Source organism: Pleionea sp. WD8-19, assembly GCF_055326765.1.
Map to the genome: position 1 here is coordinate 17,333 of NZ_JBUZOU010000009.1, position 23,755 is coordinate 41,087.

Here is a 23,755-nt window from a genome sequence, read left to right on the forward strand (position 1 = left end):
TAAACCATGTCCACAGAAATAAAAGTTCCAGTCTTACCCGAGTCGGTGGCCGATGCGACGATAGCTACCTGGCACAAACAACCGGGCGATGCATGTACACGCGATGAAAATTTGGTTGATATTGAAACGGATAAAGTAGTGCTTGAAGTCGTTGCACCCGATGACGGCGTGTTAGAAGAAATTATTAAAAACGAAGGCGATACCGTAACGGCAGAAGAACTAATTGCACGGTTTAAACCGGGTGCAACAGCTTCTGCTAAACCGGCGGCTGACAAAAATGAGAAAACGACAGCGGACAAAAATAAGTCGACCAGTGATGAAGGATCAGAAGACGTACTCAGTCCGGCTGTTCGCCGTCTTGTAAAAGAACATGGTTTAAATGTTGCCAATATTCCGGCTACCGGAAAAGGTGGTCGCATTACCAAAGAAGACGTTGAAAAGTTTATTAAGTCTGGTGGTGCCAAACCTGCTTCAGAAACGCCTGTTCACTCTGCACCTCAACTGTCAGCAGGACCTCGTGAAGAAAAGCGCGTTCCTATGACTCGCCTAAGAAAGCGTATTGCAGAGCGACTGGTTGATGCCCAACACACTGCCGCTATTTTAACGACATTTAATGATGTCAATATGAAACCAGTGATGGACATTCGCGCCAAATATAAAGAGCAATTTCAAAATACACACGGCGTAAAACTTGGGTTTATGTCGTTCTTTGTTAAGGCCGCTGTAGAAGCGTTAAAGCGTTTTCCTGCGGTGAATGCTTCTATCGATGGCGACGATATTGTTTATCACGGTTTCTTTGATGTGGGTATTGCGGTATCTGCACCACGCGGTTTAGTTGTGCCGGTCATTCGAGATGCGGATCAGTTGAGTATGGCCGAGATCGAAAAAACCATTATGGAGTTTGGGCAAAAAGCGCAGAATAACCAATTAACGGTTGATGATTTGTCGGGCGGAACTTTCACTGTTTCTAATGGCGGTACTTTCGGATCGTTATTATCAACACCGATTATTAATCCTCCACAAAGTGGAATCTTGGGCATGCATCGTACCGAGCAGCGTCCGGTGGTAGAAAACGGAGAAATTGTTATTCGCCCCATGATGTATCTGGCGTTCTCTTACGATCATCGTATTATCGACGGTCGTGAGTCGGTCGGCTTTTTAAAGACCATTAAAGAATACATTGAAGATCCAGCACGCATTTTACTGGCGTTATAAACCGTGCTGAAATGCAACGAATGTGTCGTTGCAATTGAAATTTTGTTTTACGTTTAACCCCTAACTTTGGAAGAGTACAATGAACCTTCATGAATATCAGGGCAAACAATTGTTCAGAGAATACGGATTGCCCGTCTCTGATGGAATTGCCTGCGAGACTCCTAAAGAAGCCGTTGAAGCTGCCGGTCAAATCGGTGGTGATAAATGGGTAGTGAAAGCACAAGTTCATGCCGGCGGTCGTGGTAAAGCCGGTGGCGTTAAACTGGTTTCTAATAAAGAAGAAGTTCGAGAGTTTGCCAGCAAGTGGCTGGGAAAAAATCTGGTCACTTACCAAACCGATGAGAATGGCCAACCAGTCAGCAAAATATTAGTTGAAAGTTGCACCGACATTGCCGACGAACTTTACCTAGGTGCTGTGGTTGATCGTGCAACTCGTCGCGTTGTGTTTATGGCTTCTTCAGAAGGTGGAGTAGAAATTGAAAAAGTCGCAGAAGAAACACCCGAGAAAATCCATAAAGCGATTATCGATCCCTTAGTGGGTCCACAACCTTATCAAGGCAGAGAGCTTGCCTTTAAATTGGGCTTAAACAAAGACCAGGTTAAACAGTTCACCAAGATCTTTATGGGGTTGGCGACCATGTTTACCGAAAAAGATCTGGCATTAATCGAAATCAATCCGTTGGTTGTTAAAACTGATGGTAACTTGCATTGCCTCGATGCAAAAATTGGTGTTGACGGAAATGCTTTGTATCGCCAATCAGCATTAAAAGAAATGCACGATCCTTCTCAAGAAGACGAACGAGAAGCGCATGCGGCGCAGTGGGAATTAAATTATGTAGCGCTCGATGGCAACATTGGTTGCATGGTTAACGGTGCTGGCCTAGCAATGGGGACCATGGATATCGTTGCCTTACACGGCGGCTTTCCAGCAAACTTTTTGGATGTTGGTGGTGGTGCAACAAAAGAGCGTGTTACCGAAGCGTTTAAAATCATTTTGTCTGACGACAAAGTAAAAGCTGTATTGGTTAATATTTTTGGCGGCATCGTTCGTTGCGACTTAATCGCTGAAGGTATTATTGGGGCTGTTGAAGAAGTTGGCGTTAAAGTTCCGGTTGTTGTTCGTCTCGAAGGTAACAATGCAGACAAAGGTGCCGAACTACTGGCAAAGAGTGGGTTAAATATCATTGCTGCAACCAGTTTGACCGATGCGGCTCAACAAGCAGTTAAAGCAGCAGGGGGGCAATAATGTCTATTTTAATTAACAAAGATACCAAAGTTATTTGCCAGGGCTTCACCGGTGGTCAAGGGACTTTCCATTCCGAACAAGCCATCGAGTACGGTACAAAAATGGTTGGTGGTGTGACACCTGGAAAAGGTGGTCAAACACATCTAGGACTGCCTGTTTTTAATACAGTAAAAGAAGCCGTAGAAGCAACTGGCGCGGAAGCCTCTGTAATCTACGTTCCTGCTCCGTTCTGTAAAGATTCCATTCTTGAAGCCGCAAACAGTGGTATCAAACTTATTGTTTGTATTACCGAAGGCATTCCGACACTCGACATGTTGGAAGCAAAAATTGCTTGTGACAATGCCGGCGTGCGATTGATTGGACCTAACTGTCCTGGTGTAATCACTCCTGGTGAATGCAAAATCGGTATTATGCCGGGTCACATTCATTTACCCGGAAAAGTCGGTATTGTTTCTCGCTCAGGCACATTAACTTACGAAGCCGTTAAGCAAACTACTGATGCTGGTTTTGGGCAATCCACTTGTGTCGGAATTGGTGGAGATCCCATTCCAGGCTCGAACTTTATCGACATTCTTGAAATGTTCCAAAAAGATCCTAAAACCGAAGCCATCGTGATGATTGGTGAAATTGGTGGAACGGCAGAAGAAGAGGCCGCAGCCTACATAAAAGCAAACGTTACCAAGCCCGTCGTTTCCTATATTGCAGGAGTGACTGCTCCTAAAGGTAAACGTATGGGACATGCGGGAGCGATTATTTCTGGTGGTAAAGGAACCGCTGATGAAAAATTTGCCGCGTTAGAAGACGCCGGTGTTAAAACGGTTCGTAGCCTAGCCGAAATTGGCGAAGCTTTAAAAGAAGTCACCGGTTGGTAACTTTTTAAAACAAAAAAAGCCGGAGTAAAACTCCGGCTTTTTTGTTTAACGAAAAAGTTTTTTATGCTAATAAAATGAACAAGTGTTATTTTTAATTGGTTTAAAAAATCTTTAAGTTACGGTCTTTAAGCACAACGAGTTAGGAGTTCTTTTTGTTAAGTGTACTTTTAATGAAACGAACTCACTCTTGATTGATAAGCTCTGCTAGTTAAATATACGTTCAGTAGCTTGTCAGAATGAAAGCTTAAGGAACAAACCGTAGACATCTTGGTTAACTTTGTAGTTCCAACTTCCAGTGATACCAATATTTTCCGTTACATTGTAAGTGATTTTAGCAATACCAATCGGTTCAGATTTCGTAGATTTATCAGGATATTCAATTTCAGAGTAACTGGCTTCTCCTAGTAACTCCCAGTCATGCCACAGCTTAATACTGTAACCCACACCGAGACTTTTAATTTTAGTGTAATAGTAAAGGTCTTGTGGGTGATCGTAGTTAACGTACTCTAATTTTTGCCAACGAAAGATACCGTACGCTGATGAGTTGTAAGTCACATCATAAACATAACCTACGCCATAGCCTTTATACGTGTAATTTTTAGGTAGCGGACGTTGCTCTTCTAACTCTTGTTTATCGATGGACAGGAGTAGGTTATTTTCAAGTTTATGGCTAAAACTAAACCCGATACCTTCAGCATCTTGTTCGGCTGAAGTATCATGCAAAGCGGCGGCATAGCCAATATCGATATAACTGAAGCTCGGAAGGTCTTTTTCCTTTGAAAACACGTTTAAAGCGCAGCCCCATAAAATAAGCAGGATAAAAGCTCGCATTTGTATCTCCATGAAATGTCTTTTTTAGTTCTTATTAATATACTACAAAGAGCTTAATGTACAATAAAGACTTTTATGATAGTTCTACTGTTCTTGCCTCTGATCAGACCGGGTAAATAAACATTCTCACATAATTAAAGAGTTGAAAAAGGCCTATAAAATTAATAATGAAGGGTGATAGCCAATCATAAACCTATGTCATCGAGCGTTTAAGTAAAAGATTCATTTTCTACGATGTTGGGTGTATTATTGTTGACAATAGTATATAAAATACTAAATTTTCAAGTACCTAATTAGCGAAAGGTGACGTATGTTCCTTGCTAGAAAGGAATTACAGTCGTTTTGGGGGATGAATGAAATATTTTACTTCTGCATTTTGGTTTTTCACTTTGGTAATTGTCACAGCGTGCAGTGATAGCAACGAAGATACTTTGAGCCGAGTGGAGCCCGACCGTATTGCACCTGTGGTCATTCTGCCTGAGTGGGGTTTGGCTGTTGGTGGAGAAACGTTTTCCATCACTGCAGAAGTTGAAGATTCTGATAGTTCAAATCACACTTTTTCCTGGCAGCAGCTGAGCGGAAATCCAATTACATTAAGTTCAACAAACACGGCAACGTTAAGTTTTACTCATCCAGTTGTAACAGAAACATTAATTTATACGTTTGAGCTAACGGTTACTGATCGTACTGGTGAGTCTGGGACGGCTGAAATTAATGTTGTGATCACACGATCCGATCGAGGGACGATCATTGGTAGAGTGGTGGATTTTGAAACGGGAAGTCCTATTGTTGGCGCCTCTGTAAGTAATGAGGGTGAAACGACAGAGTCTGACGCAAGCGGTTCATTTCTATTTTTTGACTTGGCTTTTAATCAGAGAACGATCGTTAACGCACAACACCCCAATTATGGCCCTCAATCTGAAATTTTTGCGGTGTCGGCCGAAGAGAAAGATTTGATTGTGACGGTGTTTATGTCTGCTTCTCAATTGTCAACGTTTGAAGCTGATGTAGGGGCAACTTTGACCGTTCCTAACACCTCCGCAACAGTTGAGATTTCCGCCAATTCGCTCGTAGACTTGAATGCCAACCCCTATGTTGGAACGGTGAATGCTAAACTGTCCGTTTACGATCCATCTCAAAACGTAAATTTACTACCCGGTGATTACAGCTCTACAGGACTCTTACCGATCGAAAGTTTTGGTGGACTCGATATTGAGTTAACGGATTCAAATGGTAATTTACTACAGCTTGGGGCTATGGATACCGCGACATTACGAGTTCCAGTCAACACGCTCAATACTGCACCGCCAGCCAATACTCCGATATACCAGTACGACTATGCAAATGGTTTATGGAGTAATCAAGCGAACGTGACCTTGGTCAATGATTATTATGAAGGAAGTATTAACCGTTTAGAAACTTATTCAACTGGGCTTCTGTACAATAATTTGTTAGTCAATGGGTGTATTAATGATCTGAACGGTGATCCTGTAAATAACATTACGGTGAAAACTCAAGGGTTGAGTTACAGTGGTACAGCGACCAATTTTTCCGATAATAATGGCAATTTTAGCGTATATGGTAAACAAAATGCTGACTTACTCGTGTACGCAAGCCGAGCTGGAACGCTTTCTAGCACTCAATTGATCAATACTGGCAGTTCCGATGTGACACTCGATGACTGTTTATTAATTGGTGATACATCAATTAAATTGACTTTGACCTGGGGTGTTGAGCCTAGTGATTTAGACACACATTTAGTTGGTCCGAATGGCGTACATGTGTATTACGCAAATAAAGGAAATTTAGCATCTTCACCGTTTGCAGAGCTTGATGTCGATGACACAACATCGTTTGGACCTGAAATCTTGACGATTACTCGGTTCGAACACGCTGGAACTTACACTTATTCCATTTATAACTTTAGTGAAGATGTTCCTCCGGGTATCAGTGGCTCACCTGCTGTGGTTGAGCTTAATGTCAATGGAGAAGTGACGGTGTTCCATCCTCCAGCAGGAGAAGGGACAAACCTTACTTGGAATGTTGTCGCATTTGATGTCGATTCATCGGGCAATTTTGTCGTGAGACCGCTTAACACTTGGAGCCCGAGCGCACCTTGAGCTTACTGTTAGCGGTTTTCGAAGCTATATAAATCTGAGATATGTGCCGCAGATTCAGGAATGCTGAACGCTTTATCAAATTTTAATAGAATTCGGTAGAAATGTTCAGCAAGCACTGTATCTCCAGATGCTTTCGCTTGATTAATATCATCTTCGAGCATTTGGTGTACTTTAAGACAACCTTCCTGCGAATTGATTAAAGACTGCGCTAACTCAATAGCAATAATAGGCGGTAAGTTTTCGTGTATGGCGATAGCTTCAACTTCTTCTTCATCTAACGAGCAAAAGCCATAACAGTCGTCTATGGTAATCATTTCCATCTCCTTGTCGCAGGTTAAATTCAGCTCACTTACCTTGCCTAAAGTTTAAACAATTCTGTCGTGTTTGCGATGAATTTTAATCGGGTATTTAATGTTGAGATGATAAATTGCGTATGACTTTATTGGGAACTGTGCCTTATAATTTTCGGGAAGTTATTCGCTGTATCTTGCGGTTATCAAAATCCTATATAGAATAGAAGCTTAATCGTTATAAAGAGTGCAAGTAACCGCGGGAATTAAATATGGTGCTGGCTAGCAAAATAAAGGTCGACTTTGGAAGAGTTTTGCATAAGTTAATTTTATCGCTTATTTTCTTGCCGTATTATGCGGTGGCAAAAAGTGTGATTTTGGTACCCGATCAATTCAATCTGTTAAAAGTTAATGATCGTCAATACGAACAAGGCCTGCTAGAAACCGAGAAACGCCTTGAAGTTGAGCCGGGAACTTATAAGTTAATTGTACAATACAATGATGTTATAGAACTGGTCGAAGGTGACTTTGAAACCGTTAACTCGAGAGAGCTAATCATTATTATTGAAGCTCAAGATAATTACTTATACCAAATCACTTCTGAGCGACCTAGCACATTAGAAAAAGCACGAGCTTTCGCTAACAGCCCTACTTATAACGTAGAGCGAATGAAAATAAGTGGCGACGATAAAGGAAAAGTCATAATCAGTGACTCGGAAATTTTGCAAAACTTGAAAGGGTTATGGCGTCAGGCGTCGGAAGAAGAAAGAAAGCTTTTCCGAGAATGGCTCAACAAACAATAGGTTGAGCCATTGATTTTCACTTTAACGAAGTGAAGCTACTTTTCCAAATATTGAAGCTTATCCGCTTTACCATCCCAGTCTTCCGCGTCTGGTAACGGGTCTTTTTTCTCAGCAATATTCGGCCACTTTTCGGCTAATTCAGCATTTAATTCAATAAAATGTTTTTGATTGCTGGGTACATCATCTTCTTCAAAAATGGCTTCTGCAGGGCATTCTGGCTCGCATAATGCGCAGTCGATACATTCGTCAGGATGTATGACCAGAAAATTTGGGCCCTCATAAAAGCAGTCGACTGGGCAAACTTCTACACAGTCTGTGTATTTACATTTTATGCAGTTTTCGGTTACCACAAAGGCCATGGTTTACTCCGTTATTTGAATGTTTTGTTGCCACTGGTAAATTAATTCGAGTGCTTCTCTGGGTGTAAGTCTATCAGTATCCAGTGACAGAATTTGCTGAAAGTATTGTTCTTTCTGTGCTGCTTTTAAGTTGCTTTTCAGTTGCTCTACCGGAGATTTGCCAAGCTGTGCATGATGCGATTGGTCCTCCAGTTGAGCCAATTGATAACGCGCCGCTTCCAAAACGACAGGAGGTAAGCCGGCTAATTTTGCAACCTGAATTCCGAAGCTTTGACTAGCGGGACCAGGTAATATTCGATGTTCTAAAATTAAATCGTCATTAAACTCTTGAGCACCAAAATGGAAATTTTCTGCTCCTTCAAATTGATCAGAAAATTCGGTCATTTCAAAATAATGGGTGGCAAAAAGTGTAAACGCACCTATTTGATTATGAATATACTCCGCGATCGCCCAAGCTAATGAAAGGCCATCGAAAGTACTCGTACCACGACCGATTTCGTCAAGCAAAATCAAGCTGTTCGGTGTTGCGTTATTAAGAATATAGGCGGTTTCGGTCATTTCCACCATAAAGGTTGATCGACCCGAAGCTAAATCGTCCGATGCTCCGATACGAGTAAATATACGGTCTACAGGGCCAATTTGAGCTCGACTGGCAGGAACAAAGCTACCAACGTGAGCCAACAACACAATTAAAGCGGTTTGCCTCATATAGGTGGACTTTCCACCCATATTGGGTCCAGTAATAATTTGAGTTCGTTGCGATTTATTTAACTGTACCGGATTTGATATAAAAGGTTGCGTGGTGTGCTCGACAACTGGGTGACGACCAGACTCTATGAGAATTTGTTTTTCTTCAATGAGCTCGGGCTTTACGTACTGGTAGGTCAGGGCATTATCAGCGAAACATTGTAAAACATCGAGTTCGGCGATAACTTTAGCGGTTTTGTGCAACAAAGAAACGTATGGTGTTATTTGCTCAATTAAAAGTGACCAGATTTCTTTTTCTAATGCTAGTGATTTTGATTTAGCACTCAACACCTGCTCTTCATATTGTTTTAACTCAGGTGTGATAAACCTTTCTACATTTTTCAATGTTTGACGACGAACAAAGTGCTCCGGGATTTGTTCACTTTGTGCTCGCGAAACTTCAATATAAAACCCATGTACCTTATTGAAACCGACTTTGAGCGTGTGCAATCCACTGGCTTCTTTTTCTTTTTGCTCCAGCTCAATTAAAAAGTTATCGGCATTACAGGAGAGATCTCTCAGTTTATCCAAGTCTTTATTATAGCCATCGGCGATGACTCCACCTTCTCGAATGGTTACGGGGGGATTCTCAACTAACGCTTGTCCCAATAGAGAAGTCAATTCGCTAAAATCTGAAACTTGCTCCATTAAGCTTGAAACTTCAGGGAGTAATTGACTTATTAACAGTGATTGTAGCTCGGCAATTGCGTATAAGCTTTGCTTCAATCGAATCAGATCACGCGGTCTGGCCGATGCGAGTGCAATTCGAGTCGAAATACGTTCAATATCGGAAATCGATTTTAACGGTTGCTTAATATCGCTTAAACCGAACTTAAGTAACTCTTCGACCATTTGGTGCCGTTGCTTCACAACTGAGCGTCGCGCCAAAGGTTGGTGCAACCAGCTTTTAAGCAGTCGTTTCCCCATTACGTTGCAGGTCGCATCAATGACAGAAAGTAAGGTATTGTCTTCGCCACCTTGCAAGTTTTGTGTTAATTCCAGGTTTTTTCGAGTGGCCGTATCAAGTCGAATACAGTCATAATTGAAGTAAGGCAGCAATTGTTTAATGTGAGGTAATGTTCCGCGTTGAGTTTCTTCAGCATACTGTAATACCGCACCAGCGGCCCCAATACCTTCATTAAATGTGTCGCAACCAAATGTGGCTAAGCTTTCAACGTTCAATTTACGGCATAAAGCTTCGCGGTTTTCATGAATATCAAAATAATAATCGGGTAATGTACGCTGACACCGATGTTGCCAAGACAGCTTTGCTTTTTCAGAAATCAAAAGCTCAGCCGGATTTAAGCGATTGACTTCGCTGATCAGCTCTTCTTCACTGCTATATTCACTTAACCAGAACTGCCCACCTGCCAAATCAAGCCAGGCCAGTCCGAATTGTTTTTTACCTTCAATCGTTGCCGCAAGAAATTGAACCGTATCGCCGGATAATAAGGACTCATCGCTTACCGTTCCGGGCGTAAGTATGCGTACTACTTTTCGTTCTACAGGACCTTTGCTGGTCGCTGGGTCACCAATTTGTTCACAAATTGCGACCGACTCTCCGAGTTTTAATAAACGCGATAAATAGTTATCGACGGCATGATAAGGTACGCCGGCCATTGGGATAGGCTCTCCCGCTGTTTGGCCACGTTTGGTTAGTGTAATATCGAGTAGGTCGGCTGCTTTGATTGCATCTTCAAAAAAAAGCTCGTAGAAGTCCCCCATACGATAGAACACCAATTGATCGGAATGGGCTGCTTTGATCGATAAATATTGGCGCATCATCGGAGTATGCGCTTTTAGATCATCTACTATAGAATGGGTCTGCGTTTTCATGGGCACGATTGTACTGAACCCACGAGGGCGAAATAAAGGAAATTCTCAACAGAAAATATAAACTTTTTGAGACTGATTAAATGACCAACGATTTTACAGCAACGCTTAATAAAATTGCCAAAGTGGCCATCCGTAAAAACCTTCAATTAGCGACAGCCGAATCTTGCACTGGCGGCTGGATTGCCAAAGTATTGACAGACTTACCGGGTAGCTCCACCTGGTTTGATTGTGGCTTTGTGACTTACAGCAACAAGGCTAAGCTACGAATGCTTGGCGTACCTGAAGATTTAATTAATGAATACGGTGCCGTTTCCAAAGCGGTCGTTGAAGCTATGTGTCATGGCGCAATTGAACATTCTGATGCTGATTTGGTAGCGGCAGTAACGGGTATAGCGGGGCCAGACGGCGGCTCTGATGCAAAGCCGGTTGGAACGGTATGGGTGGGTTGGCAGCTGCGAGGGAAAAAGGTCGTATCCCAATTGTGTCATTTTAAGGGCAGTCGTGAGCAAGTCAGAAATCAAACGGTTGCCTTTGTATTGGATAAGCTTTTGCAAACGTTGGAAGAGATGGCGGGTTAATTATTTAAAAGGACTATTCATTTGAGTAGTTATATGGAATAATCCTCCAAGATTAGAGTTGAACATTTCTGGAGATAAAAATGGACGATAGTAAAAAGAAAGCCCTCGGCGCCGCACTGTCTCAAATTGAGCGACAGTTTGGAAAAGGTTCGATTATGAGAATGGGAGATTCTCAGGCCACTCGCGACTTAGAGGTCATCTCTTCAGGCTCACTGGGTCTTGACCTAGCACTCGGCGTGGGTGGCTTTCCAAAAGGAAGAATTATTGAAGTGTATGGCCCAGAATCGTCAGGTAAAACCACAATAGCACTGCAAGCGGTTGCAAATTGTCAAAAAAACGGTGGAACAGCAGCTTTCGTCGATGCTGAGCATGCACTGGACCCCGTTTATGCAGAAAAGCTGGGGGTTAATTTAGACGATTTATTGGTTTCTCAACCCGATACCGGCGAACAAGCACTCGAAATTACGGATATGTTGGTGCGTTCCAGTGCGGTAGATATTATCGTGGTAGACTCAGTCGCAGCTTTAACACCTAAAGCTGAGATCGAAGGCGAAATGGGTGACTCTCACATGGGCTTACAAGCCCGACTTATGTCTCAAGCACTGCGTAAGCTGACCGCGAATATTCAGCGCGCCAACTGTACCGTTATTTTTATTAATCAGATCCGAATGAAAATTGGTGTGATGTTTGGTTCTCCTGAAACCACCACTGGCGGTAACGCGTTAAAGTTCTATTCGTCGATACGTCTTGATATTCGACGGACCGGCTCAATAAAACAAGGTGACGAAGTGGTTGGGAACGAAACTCGCGTTAAAGTTGTTAAAAATAAGGTTGCGCCTCCGTTTCGTCAGGCTGAGTTTCAAATTATGTACGGAGAAGGCAGTTCTTTAGAGGGTGAAATCATCGATTTAGGCGTAAAAGAAGGCTTGGTTGATAAATCGGGAGCTTGGTACAGTTATAACGGCGATCGTATTGGTCAAGGAAAAATGAATGTCATTAATTTTTTGAAAGAAAATCCGGAAATGGCTAAAGACATCGAACAAAAATTACGCGCAAAACTCCTACCCGGAAAGAAAGAAGAACAAACTACGGTAGCGGAAGAGGTTGAAAGCTAACAATACACCTAAAGACTCTGCGCGTGAACGGGCTGTTGGTCTGCTTGCGCGCCGTGAACATTCACGAAAAGAGCTCTCCTCGAAACTGTGTCAAAAAGGATTTCCTCTCGCTGAAGTTAATGCCGCTCTAGACGAACTCACCCAAAAAGGCTGGTTGAGCGATTATCGATTTACCGAAAGCTGGATTCGTCATAGAATTCACGGCGGCTACGGTCCGTACCGAATTGACCGAGAATTATTTGAAAAAGGTATTGACCGAGAACTGTCCCAGCAAATATTCAACGAGCTGGATATAGATTGGGGCGAACTGGCGTACAAAGCCTGGCAGAAAAAGTATAATAACCTGCCGAGCGATTGGTCCGAAAAGGCTAAGCAAATCCGTTTTTTACAATATCGCGGCTTCTTAAGTCAGCATATTGAAATAGTGTTTGAAACAGTTAAATCACAACAGGGTGAACCATGACGTTGATGACAAGCAACGAAATTCGTGAAGCTTTTCTGAAGTTTTTTGAGAGTAAACAGCATAATAGAGTCGATAGCAGTTCACTGGTACCTGCCAATGATCCTACACTGCTTTTTACAAATGCTGGCATGGTTCAGTTTAAAGACTGTTTTTTAGGTACCGACAAACGTGATTATGTTCGTGCTGCGAGCTCGCAGCGCTGTGTTCGAGCAGGAGGAAAACACAACGACCTGGAAAATGTAGGCTATACCGCACGCCATCATACCTTTTTTGAAATGCTCGGCAATTTCAGTTTTGGTGATTATTTCAAAGAAGACGCAATTCGATTCGCTTGGGAATTTTTAACCGAGGTACTGAACCTACCCGAAGAAAAACTCTGGGTCACCGTATATCACGAAGACAAAGAAGCAGAGGACATTTGGTTTAACAAAATAGGGATTAATCGAGAACGGTTTTCTCGGCTCGGCGAAAAAGACAATTTTTGGGCCATGGGCGATACCGGCCCGTGCGGCCCTTGCTCTGAGATATTTTATGACCATGGCGAAGGTGTTGCTGGGGGGCCTCCGGGATCACCCGATGAAGATGGTGACCGATATATTGAAATCTGGAACTTGGTGTTTATGCAGTTCAACCGCGATAAAGCGGGTAATATGACGCCCTTACCCAAACCTTCGGTCGATACAGGTATGGGGCTTGAGCGAATCGCAGCGGTCATGCAAAACGTTCACAGCAACTATGAAATTGATATATTCGTTGGTTTGATTCAATCGATCGCAGAGTTACTAAACGTCAAAGATTTAAGCCATAAATCGTTACGGGTTATCGCTGATCATATTCGGTCTTGTGCCTTTTTAATTGCCGACGGTGTTGTACCGAGTAATGAGGGAAGAGGTTATGTATTGCGCCGAATTATGCGTCGTGCCATTCGGCACGGTCATAAACTGGGAGCAGAACAGGCCTTTTTCTACAAACTAGTTAATGCCTTGAAAGTACAAATGGGTGATGCGTATCCGGAATTGAAAGATAAGCAGGCGCAGATTGAAGCTACTGTTTTACGAGAAGAAGAACAGTTTGCGCGAACCCTTGATAAAGGAATGAAAATCCTCGAACAGGACCTATCGAGCTTACAAGGAACAATCGTTTCTGGTGAAACCGTATTTACTTTATACGATACTTATGGCTTTCCGATGGATTTAACCGCAGATATCGCACGCGAGCGCGGTTTAACAATCGATGAAGCGAAGTTTGACCATTTAATGGAACAGCAGAAAGAACAATCAAAAGCAGCTGGGAAGTTTGGTGTGGATTACAACGATAATTTGGATATTCAAACCAGCACCCGTTTTGTGGGGTATGATTCTTTTGAGCACCAAAGCGAAGTTGATCAATTGTTGGCTGATGGCGAGTCAGTGCATCAGCTTGAGTCTGGGCAAGAGGGTTTGTTGATTACTGAAAGCACTGCATTTTATGCGGAGTCGGGCGGTCAGGTGGGTGACAAAGGATGGATAACATCAGCGTCTGCTAAAGCGGAAGTCATTGATACGGTAAAAATCAACAAAGCATTTGCTCATAAAGTTCGAGTGCAAGAAGGTACACTTAAAATTGGCGATCGAATTTCGTTAACGGTCGATATGGAAAAGCGAAAGGCAACTGCTATTCATCATTCGGCAACTCATCTATTGCATGCTGCATTACGAGAGGTTCTTGGTGAGCACGTTACACAAAAAGGATCGCTTGTAGATGAACTAAAACTGCGTTTCGACTTCTCTCACCCAGAAGCGGTGACAGCTGAGCAAATTGCAAAAATTGAACAACGGGTAAACGAAGAAATTCGCGACAACCACTCAGTGGTCGCAGAAATCATGTCGATGGATGCGGCAAAAGAAAAAGGCGCCATGGCACTTTTTGGTGAAAAGTACGGCAACGAAGTGCGTGTATTATCAATGGGTAAGTTCTCAACCGAATTGTGTGGCGGTACACATGTTTCACGAACCGGTGATATCGGCTATTTTAAAATTGTACAGGAGTCCGGTATCGCTGCAGGAGTACGGCGTATAGAAGCCGTAGCTGGAGATGTTGCCATAGAACAGCAGCAAGATTTAGAGAGGGCCATAAAGAGCATAAGCTTGCGATTAAAGACAGAGCCTGCAATGGTGTTGGAAAAAGTAGAACAGCTACAAGTTCGTAACCGCGAACTTGAAAAGCAGCTTGAGCAATTGAACGCAAAGCTCGCGTCATCGCAAGGAAATGATCTCGTTGGTGAAGCGCAAAGTATCAAAGGCGTTTCGGTCATCGCAAAACAGTTACAAGGCGTTGATGGAAAAGTTTTAAGAGACTTGATGGATCAGGTGAAGAATAAACTCGGATCAGGCATCGTCGTGTTTGGCGTGGAAAATCATGGAAAAGCCAATTTAATAGCCGGTGTGACCAAAGATTTAACACAGCGTATTAAAGCCGGTGATATCGTTAAATGTGCCGCGGCACATGTAGGAGGAAAAGGAGGGGGGCGACCCGATATGGCGCAAGCCGGGGGGCCAGAGCCGCAACATTTGCCAGAAGCGATTGCTTCTGTGATTCCTTTTGTTGAGAAACACCTTTAGCTAAAAGTCGTACAGAATGCCATGTTATTTCTGTGACCTCAGAGTTATCTATCCTCTAACGTGGCATTCTTATCTTATTTATTTGAGATATACCTCTTCCGAATGAATACAACTCATGCCACACTTTCAAAGATTGCAACTTGTGATTTGTCTATCTGTGAATTTAGCGCTATGTTACTGATTTAGTGAAAAAATGTATCCATTTTTTTGAGCTACTTACATATTGTATGCGGATAGACTAAACTTTAGGCAGAAAATGTACTGCGTTGTGTGCACTTTAACGATGGACATTGTATTCATGTGATTTTTCGACAGAATGGAAGCGAACAACGCACTTCTCTCGAAATAACTGCAACAATGTTCTCATTCATTCACATACAAACAGTAAACAATAATAAAACTTGCTGCTATAATGCGGCGCCTCATATCAAGTGCTGAAAAATTACCCTTTTGGAAAAGGGTATTAAAAAGGAGAAATTAGGATGCTTATATTAACTCGTCGAGTTGGTGAAACGCTTATGATTGGTGACGAAGTAACCGTTACCGTTTTGGGCGTAAAAGGCAATCAAGTTCGTATTGGTGTAAACGCACCTAAAGAAGTTTCTGTGCATCGCGAAGAAATTTATTTGCGTATCCAGCGTGAGAAAGAAATGTCTGGAAATTCAGCGGAATAAGTTTCACATATTACTTGCAATTTTAAATTATTGAGGTAATATTTGCGGCCGCTGAGAGGAGAGATGGCCGAGCGGCTGAAGGCGCTCCCCTGCTAAGGGAGTATACGGTTTGTCCCGTATCGAGGGTTCGAATCCCTCTCTCTCCGCCATTTACTTTTTAATAAAAAGTAAACTGATTTTAAATATAGAGCCGAGTCGCTCTAAATTCAAAATCAACAGCGGCATTGCTATTCGTTAATCGGCTTTAAACTTTTCGTTGACAAGCAACATTCAGATTAGCATAATAGCGCCCCTCTTAGGAGGTCAGGTTAAATCCTGATACACGACGCGCACGTAGCTCAGCTGGATAGAGTACCTGGCTACGAACCAGGCGGTCGGAGGTTCGAATCCTTCCGTGCGCGCCAAATTAAAAAAAGCCACTTCAATTGAAGTGGCTTTTTCGTATCCGATTCAAATATTTTTTCTTAATATCAACAGCGACCAATGATGAGCGTCTAATGGTTATAAAAACCGAAGAATGCTCTTATTCTTTTATTAAGCTGACGAACTGGCTCAATCAAACTCTCCGTTACAGAACTTGTCGGCTTCTATTTTCCATGTCAAAGTAAAAAGTGCGAAACGTAAGCCGCTAAAACCAGAATGATTAAAAGGTTTCGATACTAAACTTTCTTGTTCTAACTCAAGTCGCTTTGCAAAAGTTTCAAAAGTATAATCCATTTTTCATTAACGTAGCGACCAAACCTGTAAAACCTATCCGAACGCGATGTAGTTAAAGAAGAGAGCAGGCTTTTCTCCAATACATTCTGCTCACGTCCTATTCGTCAATCGTGTTGTGAATGTGGTATGCTGGCCAGCGATAAACAGTCATAGATAGCCTTAACTTCTGGGGATTACAATGAATCTCGCTCAATATCAGGACTCACTTATTATAGCCGCATTGATAGGTTTCCTTTTCCTATTGACTGTATTGATTGTACTGGTGATTAAAGTATCACGTCTTAAGCGCAATGAGTCTCAATTAACAGAACATTTGACTGAACAAATGGCTTCTATGAGAGAGTTCTATATAGAGAAATTCTCCGATGCCAGTTTAAAAAATGAAAAAGCCACTTTTGCCTCTAAGGAAGCTTTAGTTCAATCCATTAATGAGTTTCAAAGTTCTACGCAAAATAAACTTGGTGAATTAAAAGAATCTTTATTAAGGCAACAAAACCAGTTTCAATCGGTAATCGCTCAGCAGTTTGAAAATAACAAACAAGAAGTTGTCGATAGGATACATGATGGCAAGTTGGTACAACAACAATCCTTAACTGAATTTAAAGAAAGCTTGCTTTCATCTCTTTCACATATCAATGAAAGCACACGTAACAACTTGATTGAGCTTCGAGAAAAGCTTGCCACGGAACTGCGCGTTAATATTAAAGATATTCGAGAAGAGCTCAGCAAAACCTTAACGTCAAATTCAGACGCCATGTTAAAGGGTATGTCTGAATTAACGCAATCAACGGATGTCCGACTAAAAGAAATCAGTGGTCAGGTAGAAAAACGTCTTGCAGAGGGGTTCGAGAAAACCACGCAAACGTTTAACGATGTGTTAAAACGTTTGGCGTTGATTGACGACGCACAAAAAAAGATTACTGAGTTATCGACCAATGTCGTTAGCTTACAGCAAGTGTTGGCCGATAAGCGCTCGCGTGGTGCCTTTGGCGAGGTGCAGCTTAATGCACTGGTAAAAAATGTACTACCCGAGAATCACTTCGCACTCCAACATAAATTATCAAACGATAAAATCGCCGACTGTATTTTATTTTTGCCAGAGCCCACCGGTAACGTGGTGATTGACGCCAAATTTCCATTAGAAGCCTATCAAAAAATGACAGACTTTGAAGTGGGTGATTTGGAACGGCAAGCGGCTGCCAGACAGTTCAAACAAGACATTAAAAAGCATATCAAAGATATTCGAAGCAAATACATCATTGACGGTGAAACGGCTTCTGGGGCTATGATGTTTATTCCAGCAGAAGCGGTATTTGCAGAAATTCACGGACATTTTCCAGAATTAGTAGAAATTGCTTACAAGGAAAAAGTTTGGATGGTTTCGCCAACAACCATGATGGCTATACTTACTACTGCCAGTGCGGTAATAAAAGATGAGGCCACTCGTAAGCAGGTGCATATCATTCAAGAGCATTTGGGGTATCTGGCGGAAGACTTTGGGCGTTTTAAAACGAGAATGGACAGTCTGTCAAAACACATCGGCCAGGTCAGTAAAGACGTTGAACAAATCAATACTTCGGCCCAAAAAATTACCAGTCGCTTTTATAAAATCGAAAAAGTTGAGTTGCCTGATGAAGATAATCAGGAGTTATTAAATTAAACTCTTTTAGCGCACAATCAAATAAAGTGGTAAATAGTGTGAAGATTGTCATAAAAATCTCATAACTTTATCTTTACTCTTGAATCTTTGGCTATAGTTAAAGAAGTCAACAGGTCCTATTTTCGCAGATAAATTATTCATTTTATTGGATTGGAGCGGTGATGAATATACCAGCCTCTGTAACCGATTTTCTCTCTGAGCGAGAGATCCCTTATGAAGTGATTCATCACGAGCCGGAAACCACGCTCAGGCAAGTTTCCGAGCAACTATTATTACCCGAAGCGCAATTGCTGCGCTGCGTGCTTCTTCAAGGAAGTAAGTCACGAAGCCTCGCGATACTGCCCAATAGTTATTTACTCGACTTCGATGTGATTCGAAAGCTTAAAAACGATGATTTCAGTATTATAACGAGTCCTGCCTGCGATGACTTTTTTCCGAAATGTGAGACGGGGTGCCACCCACCTATCCCAGAGCTCATGGGATTGAGCGGATTGGTTGACGAAAGTGTTTTTCACCAAGAAGTCTGTTATCTCGAGTCAGGCGCTGCAGATTGTGTGTTAAAACTGGAACAACCTTCGATAGAAAAATTGTTTTCAACGTCTGAGCGCATGTCTTTCGCTTGTGGACCCGAAAAACTGCAGTCGACGCAAAGTGCCACCACAGACTTTACTGAAACGGTTAATCAATTCACACCCATTCGACTCAAACAACGCATTGATGAGACTTTTGATCTCCCCGCAATGCCAGAAATTGCTCAAGAAATCATGAAGTTACGCGTTGATCCCGGTGCAGATGCAAAGAAGCTCGGTGAAATCGTGGCGAAAGATCCCAGTCTTGCGGCTCAAATTATCAGTTGGGCCAGTTCCCCATATTATGGTTACAAGGGGACGATTGACTCTGTTGAAACGGCGATATCGCGAGTATTGGGCTTTGATTTGGTAATGAACCTCGCTTTGGGGATATCCATTGGAAAATCATTGAATGTCCCCGATGAGGGACCTTTAGGTGTTCATGCTTATTGGCGGCAATCGGTTTATTCAGCCAGCTTGGTGGAAAAGTTATGCCGAATGATCCCTGTTGCCCATCGACCAGAGCGCGGTTTAGCTTATTTATCGGGGCTTTTGCATAACTTTGGCCATTTACTTATGGGCCATTTGTTTCCTCCTCAATTTTATCTAATTAACCGCTACGTCGAAGCCAATCCCGGAATCCGAGTGGAAGATATTGAACACTTCGTGCTCGGTGTTACGCATCAGGAAATGGGGGCTTGGTTAATGAAAAACTGGCATATGCCAGAAGAGTTAATTGTCGCTGTACGTTGGCATCATCAAGAAGAGTTTTGGAGCAAACACGCCGCTTATTCTAACCTTGTTCTATTGGCCAGTCGGTTGCTTCGACGTATTGAGCTTGGCGATGCGGTGAATGAAACGTTACCTAAAAATACACTGGAGCAATTGGAGCTCGATGAAGACAAGGTTAATGAAAGTTTCAATCAATTATTGGAAGAACGTGAATCGCTTGACCTAATGTCCAAGCAATTAGTGGCTTAAGCTTTAAACGGCAGTTTTTGTTGTAAATACACCATGTAATTGTCCATTTTTTGCTGCTCATCGCTAAAATAGCGCGCGATAGATTGCTTGATTTCAGGATGAAAGTAAAAGTAAGCGCTGTGCGACCACTCCGGCTCAAAACCTCGAGTCACTTTATGTTCTCCCTGCACACCAGGGTTAAAGCCGCTCAATTGGTTATCAATGCAGTACTCAATACCTTGATAAAAACAGCATTCGAAGTGCAGTAATGCATCATCTGTAAAACTTCCCCAATAACGACCATACAATGTCGAGTTGTCTCTTAAAAACAGTGCGGCACCAACATCCTTATCCTGTTGTTGAGCCATAATAATGAGCGTTAAGTGCTTCACTGATTGCAACCATTGTAAAAAGCTGGAAAGTGAAAAATAGCCGTTATGTCCGGAGCGCTTTTGGTAAGTGCGACAATAAAACGGATAGAATCGTTGAATGACGGACTCGTCTATCTGTTCCCCCGTATATTGAATAAATCGAAAACCGGATTGATTGACTTTCCTGCGTTCTCGGCGAATTTCTTTTGCACGTTTACGGCTCAACTGACTAAGAAAATCATCAAAACTGCAATAATTTCTATTTTGCCAGCGAAAACTAATACTTTTTCTTAATAGACCACCTGACTCCATACAGGCTCGCTGAAATTTAGCGGGAATGTAGAGCATTTGAGCGGTGAAGATGGATTTGGATAGCAAAATTTCAACAAGAGATTCAATGTGTTTTGCCAAACAATCAAACAGTAAGGTGCTTTCGATTTCTAGCGGGCTAAAAGGCAGTTGCATTACCCATTTGGGGTAATAACGAATACCTGCATCCAACAAAGCATCGGCTATGGCCCAGTCGAATACATACTCTCCATAAGAATGAAACTTAAAGTAAGCAGGCGCAAATCCAGGCTCTTCCTGGTTGAGAACTAAATGAGCCGGTTGCCAACCGGTTGCTTGAGTGGTGCTGCCTCCTTGCTCAAGCGCATTAAAAAATGCGGCGTGATAAAAAGGAGAGGTCGATTGGCTCATGCACATTTGTACGTTCGATGGGCATTGAGTAAAGCTTTCGATTAAAGACAAATGTTCAGATTGCATTCAGTTATTCGATCCTAAAATTAACGACAGCATCATCTGACAAGGGGGTTGTATGAAACGACAAACTATAATCTTATTGACCATTGCCATACTACTGCCATGTCGTTCAGTCTTGGCCGAGAGCAAGTTCGAGTATGGAACGGTGCTTTCTGCAAAGCCGGTAATTGAGATTATCAAAGAATATCAACCAACTAAAGTGTGTTATGAACAGTTACCTAAAACGGAATCGAAAAGCTCTAAATCAGCACAAGTTGTCGGAGGAATTTTAGGTGCTGTCATTGGCAGCAAGCTCGGTAACAACCGAAACACCAAGTGGGTCGGAGCTACAACAGGAGCTGTAATTGGATCCAGTATAGGAAAAGAAGCGTCCAAAGAGCAGGTTAAGCAAGAGACACTGTATTGTCGCAAAGAAAACCGATTAACGGAGTACGAACGAATCGCTGGTTATCAGGTGATCTACTTGTATCAGGGAGAAAAATACAAAACGGAGTTGCCTTATGATCCAGGTGACGAAATAAAGCTAAAAGTTGAGTTTTCACCGGTAATTGACAATGACGATTAACTGTAGCAGGATCAGTAAGTTATAACATATTAATGAAGAATCCTATGAATTCCGGACAAAGATTTAGATGATAAAGCCATTAATATTCTTATTTGTAACACTGTGTCATTTGACTGCCATTTCGGCAGATGATCCGGTGCAGAACTGCAAAGTCATATCTAAAGCAAAAGCGATTTCTGCTGCGCAAAAGTCAATTAAAGGAAAAGCACTTTCCGCCACTCTTATTAAAAGCCGAGGTCCCGCGGTTTATAAAGTAAAAGTACTGCTTGATAACGGCCGAGTAAAAACCATTTTGGTTGACGGTTGTAGCGGCAGAGTGATCAATTTAAACGATTCATAGGATTTATAATGAAGATTCTGGTAGTAGAAGACGAACAGGCATTACAGGATCAACTTAAACAGGCCCTTAACAAAGAAGGTTATGCGGTCGACCAAGCATTTGATGGCGAAGACGGACTTTATTTTGCGACTGAATACCCGCTTGATTTAGCGATCATTGATTTAGGTTTGCCTAAATTAAATGGTTTGGATTTAATCAGTAAAATTCGTGAAAATGAAAAAGAGTTTCCGATTCTAATTCTCACCGCACGTTCCCGCTGGCAAGAAAAGGTGGAAGGACTTTCACGTGGCGCTGACGACTACCTAGTCAAGCCATTTCAGCTCGAAGAATTACTCGCCAGAGTCAATGCTTTATTGAGACGTTCGTCTGGCTTTGCAACTCCGGTAATCAGTAAAGGACCAATCGAACTGAACTCCAATAACAAACAAATTTACTTAAATGGAAAAGAAGTGGAGCTTACAGCATACGAATACAAAGTTCTCGAGTACTTAATGATGCACCCAGAAAAAGTCGTGTCAAAAACGGAATTAACCGAACATATTTATGAACAAGATCACGATAAAGACAGCAACGTATTAGAAGTATTTGTTCGTCGATTAAGAAAAAAAATTGATCCTGAAGGTATATTAAACCCAATAGAAACGCTACGTGGGCGTGGTTATCGTATTAACCCTGAGCTCTGAGTCAAATCATGCGAACGTCTTTACGATTTCGTCTGGTCGTAATTCTTTCTATTTCACTAGTGGTTTTGGTTACTGGCGTTGCTGTGGTTTTAGAGCGTGCTTTTGAAGAAAGTCTTGTCGATGAACTTAAGCAACGGATGCAAACGCAACTTTATATGATTTTAACCGCAGCCGAAGAAGAAGAGCCAGGAAAACTCTATATTCCAGAAGTGGTTCGCGAGTCCGCATTCAATCAGATTGACAGTGGCCGTTATGCCTTTGTTTATAACGGGCATGAAGATGAGTTATGGCGCTCATTCAGCGCAGTCGATCTCGATTTACATTTAGCTGAAATCATTGCTCCCGGCGAATTCTTTTTCGATCGTACCTCGATAAATCAAGTGGAATATTTCCGTTTACGGTATTCCGTAATTTGGGAAAGTGAGGATGAAAGTGAGCACTATTATTTGATGACTCTGTTATACGAAGCATCATTATTGAATGTTGTCATCAAACGATTTCGATTAACGCTATGGAGTGGAATGGGGTTTGTATTGGCTGCAATGTTGTTGATTCAGTGGATAGCATTACGTTGGGGTTTGTCACCTTTAAACCTGGTAGCGCGTGATTTGGAAAATATAGAGCTCGGAAAGCAGCAATCTCTTTCCGGCAACTACCCAACCGAGCTGCTTCCTTTGGCCAGTAATTTAAATTTACTAATTGATGCAGAGCGAGCGCAACGAGAAAAGTACCGTAACACATTATCAAACTTGGCGCACAGTTTAAAAACACCTTTAGCCGTACTAAAAGGCAGTCTGTCTGATTTAAGATTACAAGAAGAGCAAAGTGAACTCGTTCACTCTCAAATTCGTCGTATGGATGAAATTATCCAGTATCAGCTCCATCGAGCCGTCAGTGGTAGCCAAGGGCACATGCTGTCATCGGTCAACATAAAACATAATCTTGAGAAAACCATAGCGGCTTTAGCCAAAGTTTATCAACATAAAGGCATTGAATTTAATTTGAACTGCGATGGTAAAGCTCGATTTTATGGTGACGATGGTGACTTTATGGAAATTATGGGAAATTTATTGGATAACGCCTGTAAATGGACAAAACGTTGGGTCTCCATAAATGTAATCAGCTCCACACAAAAACGGAACAGCATTTTGGATATTCAAATCGCTGATGATGGACCGGGAATCGAGCCTTCAAAACGAGAAACGATCTTACAGCGTGGCCAAAGATTGGATGAAAAAACAGAAGGTCAGGGTATTGGTCTGTCCGTTGTCGCTGAATTGGTACACCAATATGATGGCTCCATTCATATTACCGAAAGTATTCGACAAGGTGCTCAGTTTAACCTTCGCTTTACCTTTAAACGCGTTTAAAGGCGAGGC

At 42.2% G+C, this 23,755-nt stretch carries 21 protein-coding genes and 2 tRNA genes; 18 read left to right on the forward strand and 5 right to left on the reverse strand.

Annotated elements, in window-relative coordinates:
- The first annotated feature begins 6 nt into the window (after positions 1-6).
- The 3 genes from odhB (at position 7) to sucD (ending at position 3,333) form a co-directional block, all read left to right on the forward strand.
- Entirely contained in the window at positions 7-1,215 is a 1,209-nt protein-coding gene (odhB, locus tag ACTUJY_RS12175; RefSeq protein ID WP_463616371.1) for a 2-oxoglutarate dehydrogenase complex dihydrolipoyllysine-residue succinyltransferase, read from the forward strand.
- Positions 1,216-1,294: 79 nt separating this feature from the next.
- Positions 1,295-2,461, forward strand: coding sequence for an ADP-forming succinate--CoA ligase subunit beta (gene sucC / locus ACTUJY_RS12180; RefSeq protein ID WP_463616372.1), 1,167 nt, complete (start codon positions 1,295-1,297; stop codon positions 2,459-2,461).
- On the forward strand, positions 2,461-3,333 hold the full coding sequence (gene sucD / locus ACTUJY_RS12185; protein ID WP_463616373.1) for a succinate--CoA ligase subunit alpha: 873 nt from the start codon (positions 2,461-2,463) through the stop codon (positions 3,331-3,333). The genes sucC and sucD overlap by 1 nt, the downstream gene beginning before the upstream one ends.
- Before the next feature lie 231 nt (positions 3,334-3,564).
- Here sucD and ACTUJY_RS12190 read toward each other — a convergent pair whose 3' ends face one another.
- On the reverse strand, positions 3,565-4,164 hold the full coding sequence (locus ACTUJY_RS12190) for a hypothetical protein (RefSeq protein ID WP_463616374.1): 600 nt from the start codon (positions 4,162-4,164) through the stop codon (positions 3,565-3,567).
- A 353-nt stretch (positions 4,165-4,517) separates the two neighbouring features.
- Between ACTUJY_RS12190 and ACTUJY_RS12195 the strand changes: the two genes are divergently transcribed.
- The gene (locus ACTUJY_RS12195; protein ID WP_463616375.1) at positions 4,518-6,284 is read left to right on the forward strand and encodes a PKD domain-containing protein; all 1,767 of its coding nucleotides are present in this window, start codon (positions 4,518-4,520) and stop codon (positions 6,282-6,284) included.
- 8 nt (positions 6,285-6,292) lie between these two features.
- Here ACTUJY_RS12195 and ACTUJY_RS12200 read toward each other — a convergent pair whose 3' ends face one another.
- Complete coding sequence (locus ACTUJY_RS12200; protein WP_463616376.1) at positions 6,293-6,598, reverse strand: hypothetical protein; 306 nt, start codon at positions 6,596-6,598, stop codon at positions 6,293-6,295.
- A gap of 248 nt (positions 6,599-6,846) precedes the next feature.
- On the opposite strand from ACTUJY_RS12200, the gene ACTUJY_RS12205 reads away from it, so the two are divergent.
- On the forward strand, positions 6,847-7,377 hold the full coding sequence (locus tag ACTUJY_RS12205; RefSeq protein ID WP_463616377.1) for a DUF2057 family protein: 531 nt from the start codon (positions 6,847-6,849) through the stop codon (positions 7,375-7,377).
- 35 nt (positions 7,378-7,412) lie between these two features.
- On the opposite strand, the gene fdxA is transcribed toward ACTUJY_RS12205, so the two are convergent.
- On the reverse strand, positions 7,413-7,736 hold the full coding sequence (fdxA, locus tag ACTUJY_RS12210; RefSeq protein ID WP_463616378.1) for a ferredoxin FdxA: 324 nt from the start codon (positions 7,734-7,736) through the stop codon (positions 7,413-7,415).
- 3 nt (positions 7,737-7,739) lie between these two features.
- Entirely contained in the window at positions 7,740-10,319 is a 2,580-nt protein-coding gene (mutS, locus tag ACTUJY_RS12215) for a DNA mismatch repair protein MutS (RefSeq protein ID WP_463616379.1), read from the reverse strand.
- 80 nt (positions 10,320-10,399) lie between these two features.
- Here mutS and ACTUJY_RS12220 point away from each other — a divergent pair, with 80 nt between their 5' ends.
- From ACTUJY_RS12220 to ACTUJY_RS12260, 9 genes are all read left to right on the forward strand, one after another.
- On the forward strand, positions 10,400-10,897 hold the full coding sequence (locus ACTUJY_RS12220; RefSeq protein ID WP_463616380.1) for a CinA family protein: 498 nt from the start codon (positions 10,400-10,402) through the stop codon (positions 10,895-10,897).
- Positions 10,898-10,977: 80 nt separating this feature from the next.
- Positions 10,978-12,012: a recombinase RecA gene (recA, locus tag ACTUJY_RS12225; RefSeq protein WP_463616381.1), complete on the forward strand. Its 1,035-nt coding sequence runs from the start codon at positions 10,978-10,980 to the stop codon at positions 12,010-12,012.
- On the forward strand, positions 12,002-12,475 hold the full coding sequence (locus ACTUJY_RS12230) for a regulatory protein RecX (protein ID WP_463616382.1): 474 nt from the start codon (positions 12,002-12,004) through the stop codon (positions 12,473-12,475). Before recA ends, ACTUJY_RS12230 begins: the two co-directional genes overlap by 11 nt.
- Positions 12,476-12,480: 5 nt before the next feature.
- Positions 12,481-15,075, forward strand: coding sequence for an alanine--tRNA ligase (alaS, locus tag ACTUJY_RS12235; RefSeq protein WP_463616481.1), 2,595 nt, complete (start codon positions 12,481-12,483; stop codon positions 15,073-15,075).
- Positions 15,076-15,557: 482 nt separating this feature from the next.
- Entirely contained in the window at positions 15,558-15,749 is a 192-nt protein-coding gene (gene csrA / locus ACTUJY_RS12240) for a carbon storage regulator CsrA (RefSeq protein ID WP_109763634.1), read from the forward strand.
- A 57-nt stretch (positions 15,750-15,806) separates the two neighbouring features.
- A tRNA-Ser gene (locus tag ACTUJY_RS12245) sits at positions 15,807-15,898 on the forward strand.
- Positions 15,899-16,076: 178 nt separating this feature from the next.
- A tRNA-Arg gene (locus ACTUJY_RS12250) sits at positions 16,077-16,153 on the forward strand.
- 491 nt (positions 16,154-16,644) lie between these two features.
- Positions 16,645-18,126, forward strand: a complete 1,482-nt coding sequence (locus ACTUJY_RS12255; protein WP_463616383.1) for a DNA recombination protein RmuC — start codon at positions 16,645-16,647, stop codon at positions 18,124-18,126.
- Between the two features lie 161 nt (positions 18,127-18,287).
- Positions 18,288-19,676, forward strand: a complete 1,389-nt coding sequence (locus ACTUJY_RS12260) for an HDOD domain-containing protein (protein ID WP_463616384.1) — start codon at positions 18,288-18,290, stop codon at positions 19,674-19,676.
- On the opposite strand, the gene ACTUJY_RS12265 is transcribed toward ACTUJY_RS12260, so the two are convergent.
- A complete protein-coding gene (locus ACTUJY_RS12265) occupies positions 19,673-20,791 on the reverse strand; it encodes a GNAT family N-acetyltransferase (protein ID WP_463616385.1) in 1,119 nt (372 codons plus the stop codon). The two genes, ACTUJY_RS12260 and ACTUJY_RS12265, sit on opposite strands and share 4 nt — an antisense overlap.
- Before the next feature lie 52 nt (positions 20,792-20,843).
- Between ACTUJY_RS12265 and ACTUJY_RS12270 the strand changes: the two genes are divergently transcribed.
- The 4 genes from ACTUJY_RS12270 to ACTUJY_RS12285 all read left to right on the forward strand — a co-directional run bounded on the left by ACTUJY_RS12270 (position 20,844) and on the right by ACTUJY_RS12285 (position 23,746).
- The gene (locus tag ACTUJY_RS12270) at positions 20,844-21,353 is read left to right on the forward strand and encodes a glycine zipper 2TM domain-containing protein (protein ID WP_463616386.1); all 510 of its coding nucleotides are present in this window, start codon (positions 20,844-20,846) and stop codon (positions 21,351-21,353) included.
- A gap of 67 nt (positions 21,354-21,420) precedes the next feature.
- Positions 21,421-21,693 carry a PepSY domain-containing protein gene (locus ACTUJY_RS12275; protein WP_463616387.1) on the forward strand — a complete coding sequence of 91 codons (273 nt, stop codon included), beginning with the start codon at positions 21,421-21,423 and terminating at the stop codon, positions 21,691-21,693.
- An 8-nt stretch (positions 21,694-21,701) separates the two neighbouring features.
- A complete protein-coding gene (locus ACTUJY_RS12280; protein WP_463616388.1) occupies positions 21,702-22,376 on the forward strand; it encodes a response regulator transcription factor in 675 nt (224 codons plus the stop codon).
- A gap of 8 nt (positions 22,377-22,384) precedes the next feature.
- Positions 22,385-23,746: an ATP-binding protein gene (locus tag ACTUJY_RS12285; protein WP_463616389.1), complete on the forward strand. Its 1,362-nt coding sequence runs from the start codon at positions 22,385-22,387 to the stop codon at positions 23,744-23,746.
- The last annotated feature ends 9 nt before the right edge of the window (positions 23,747-23,755 follow it).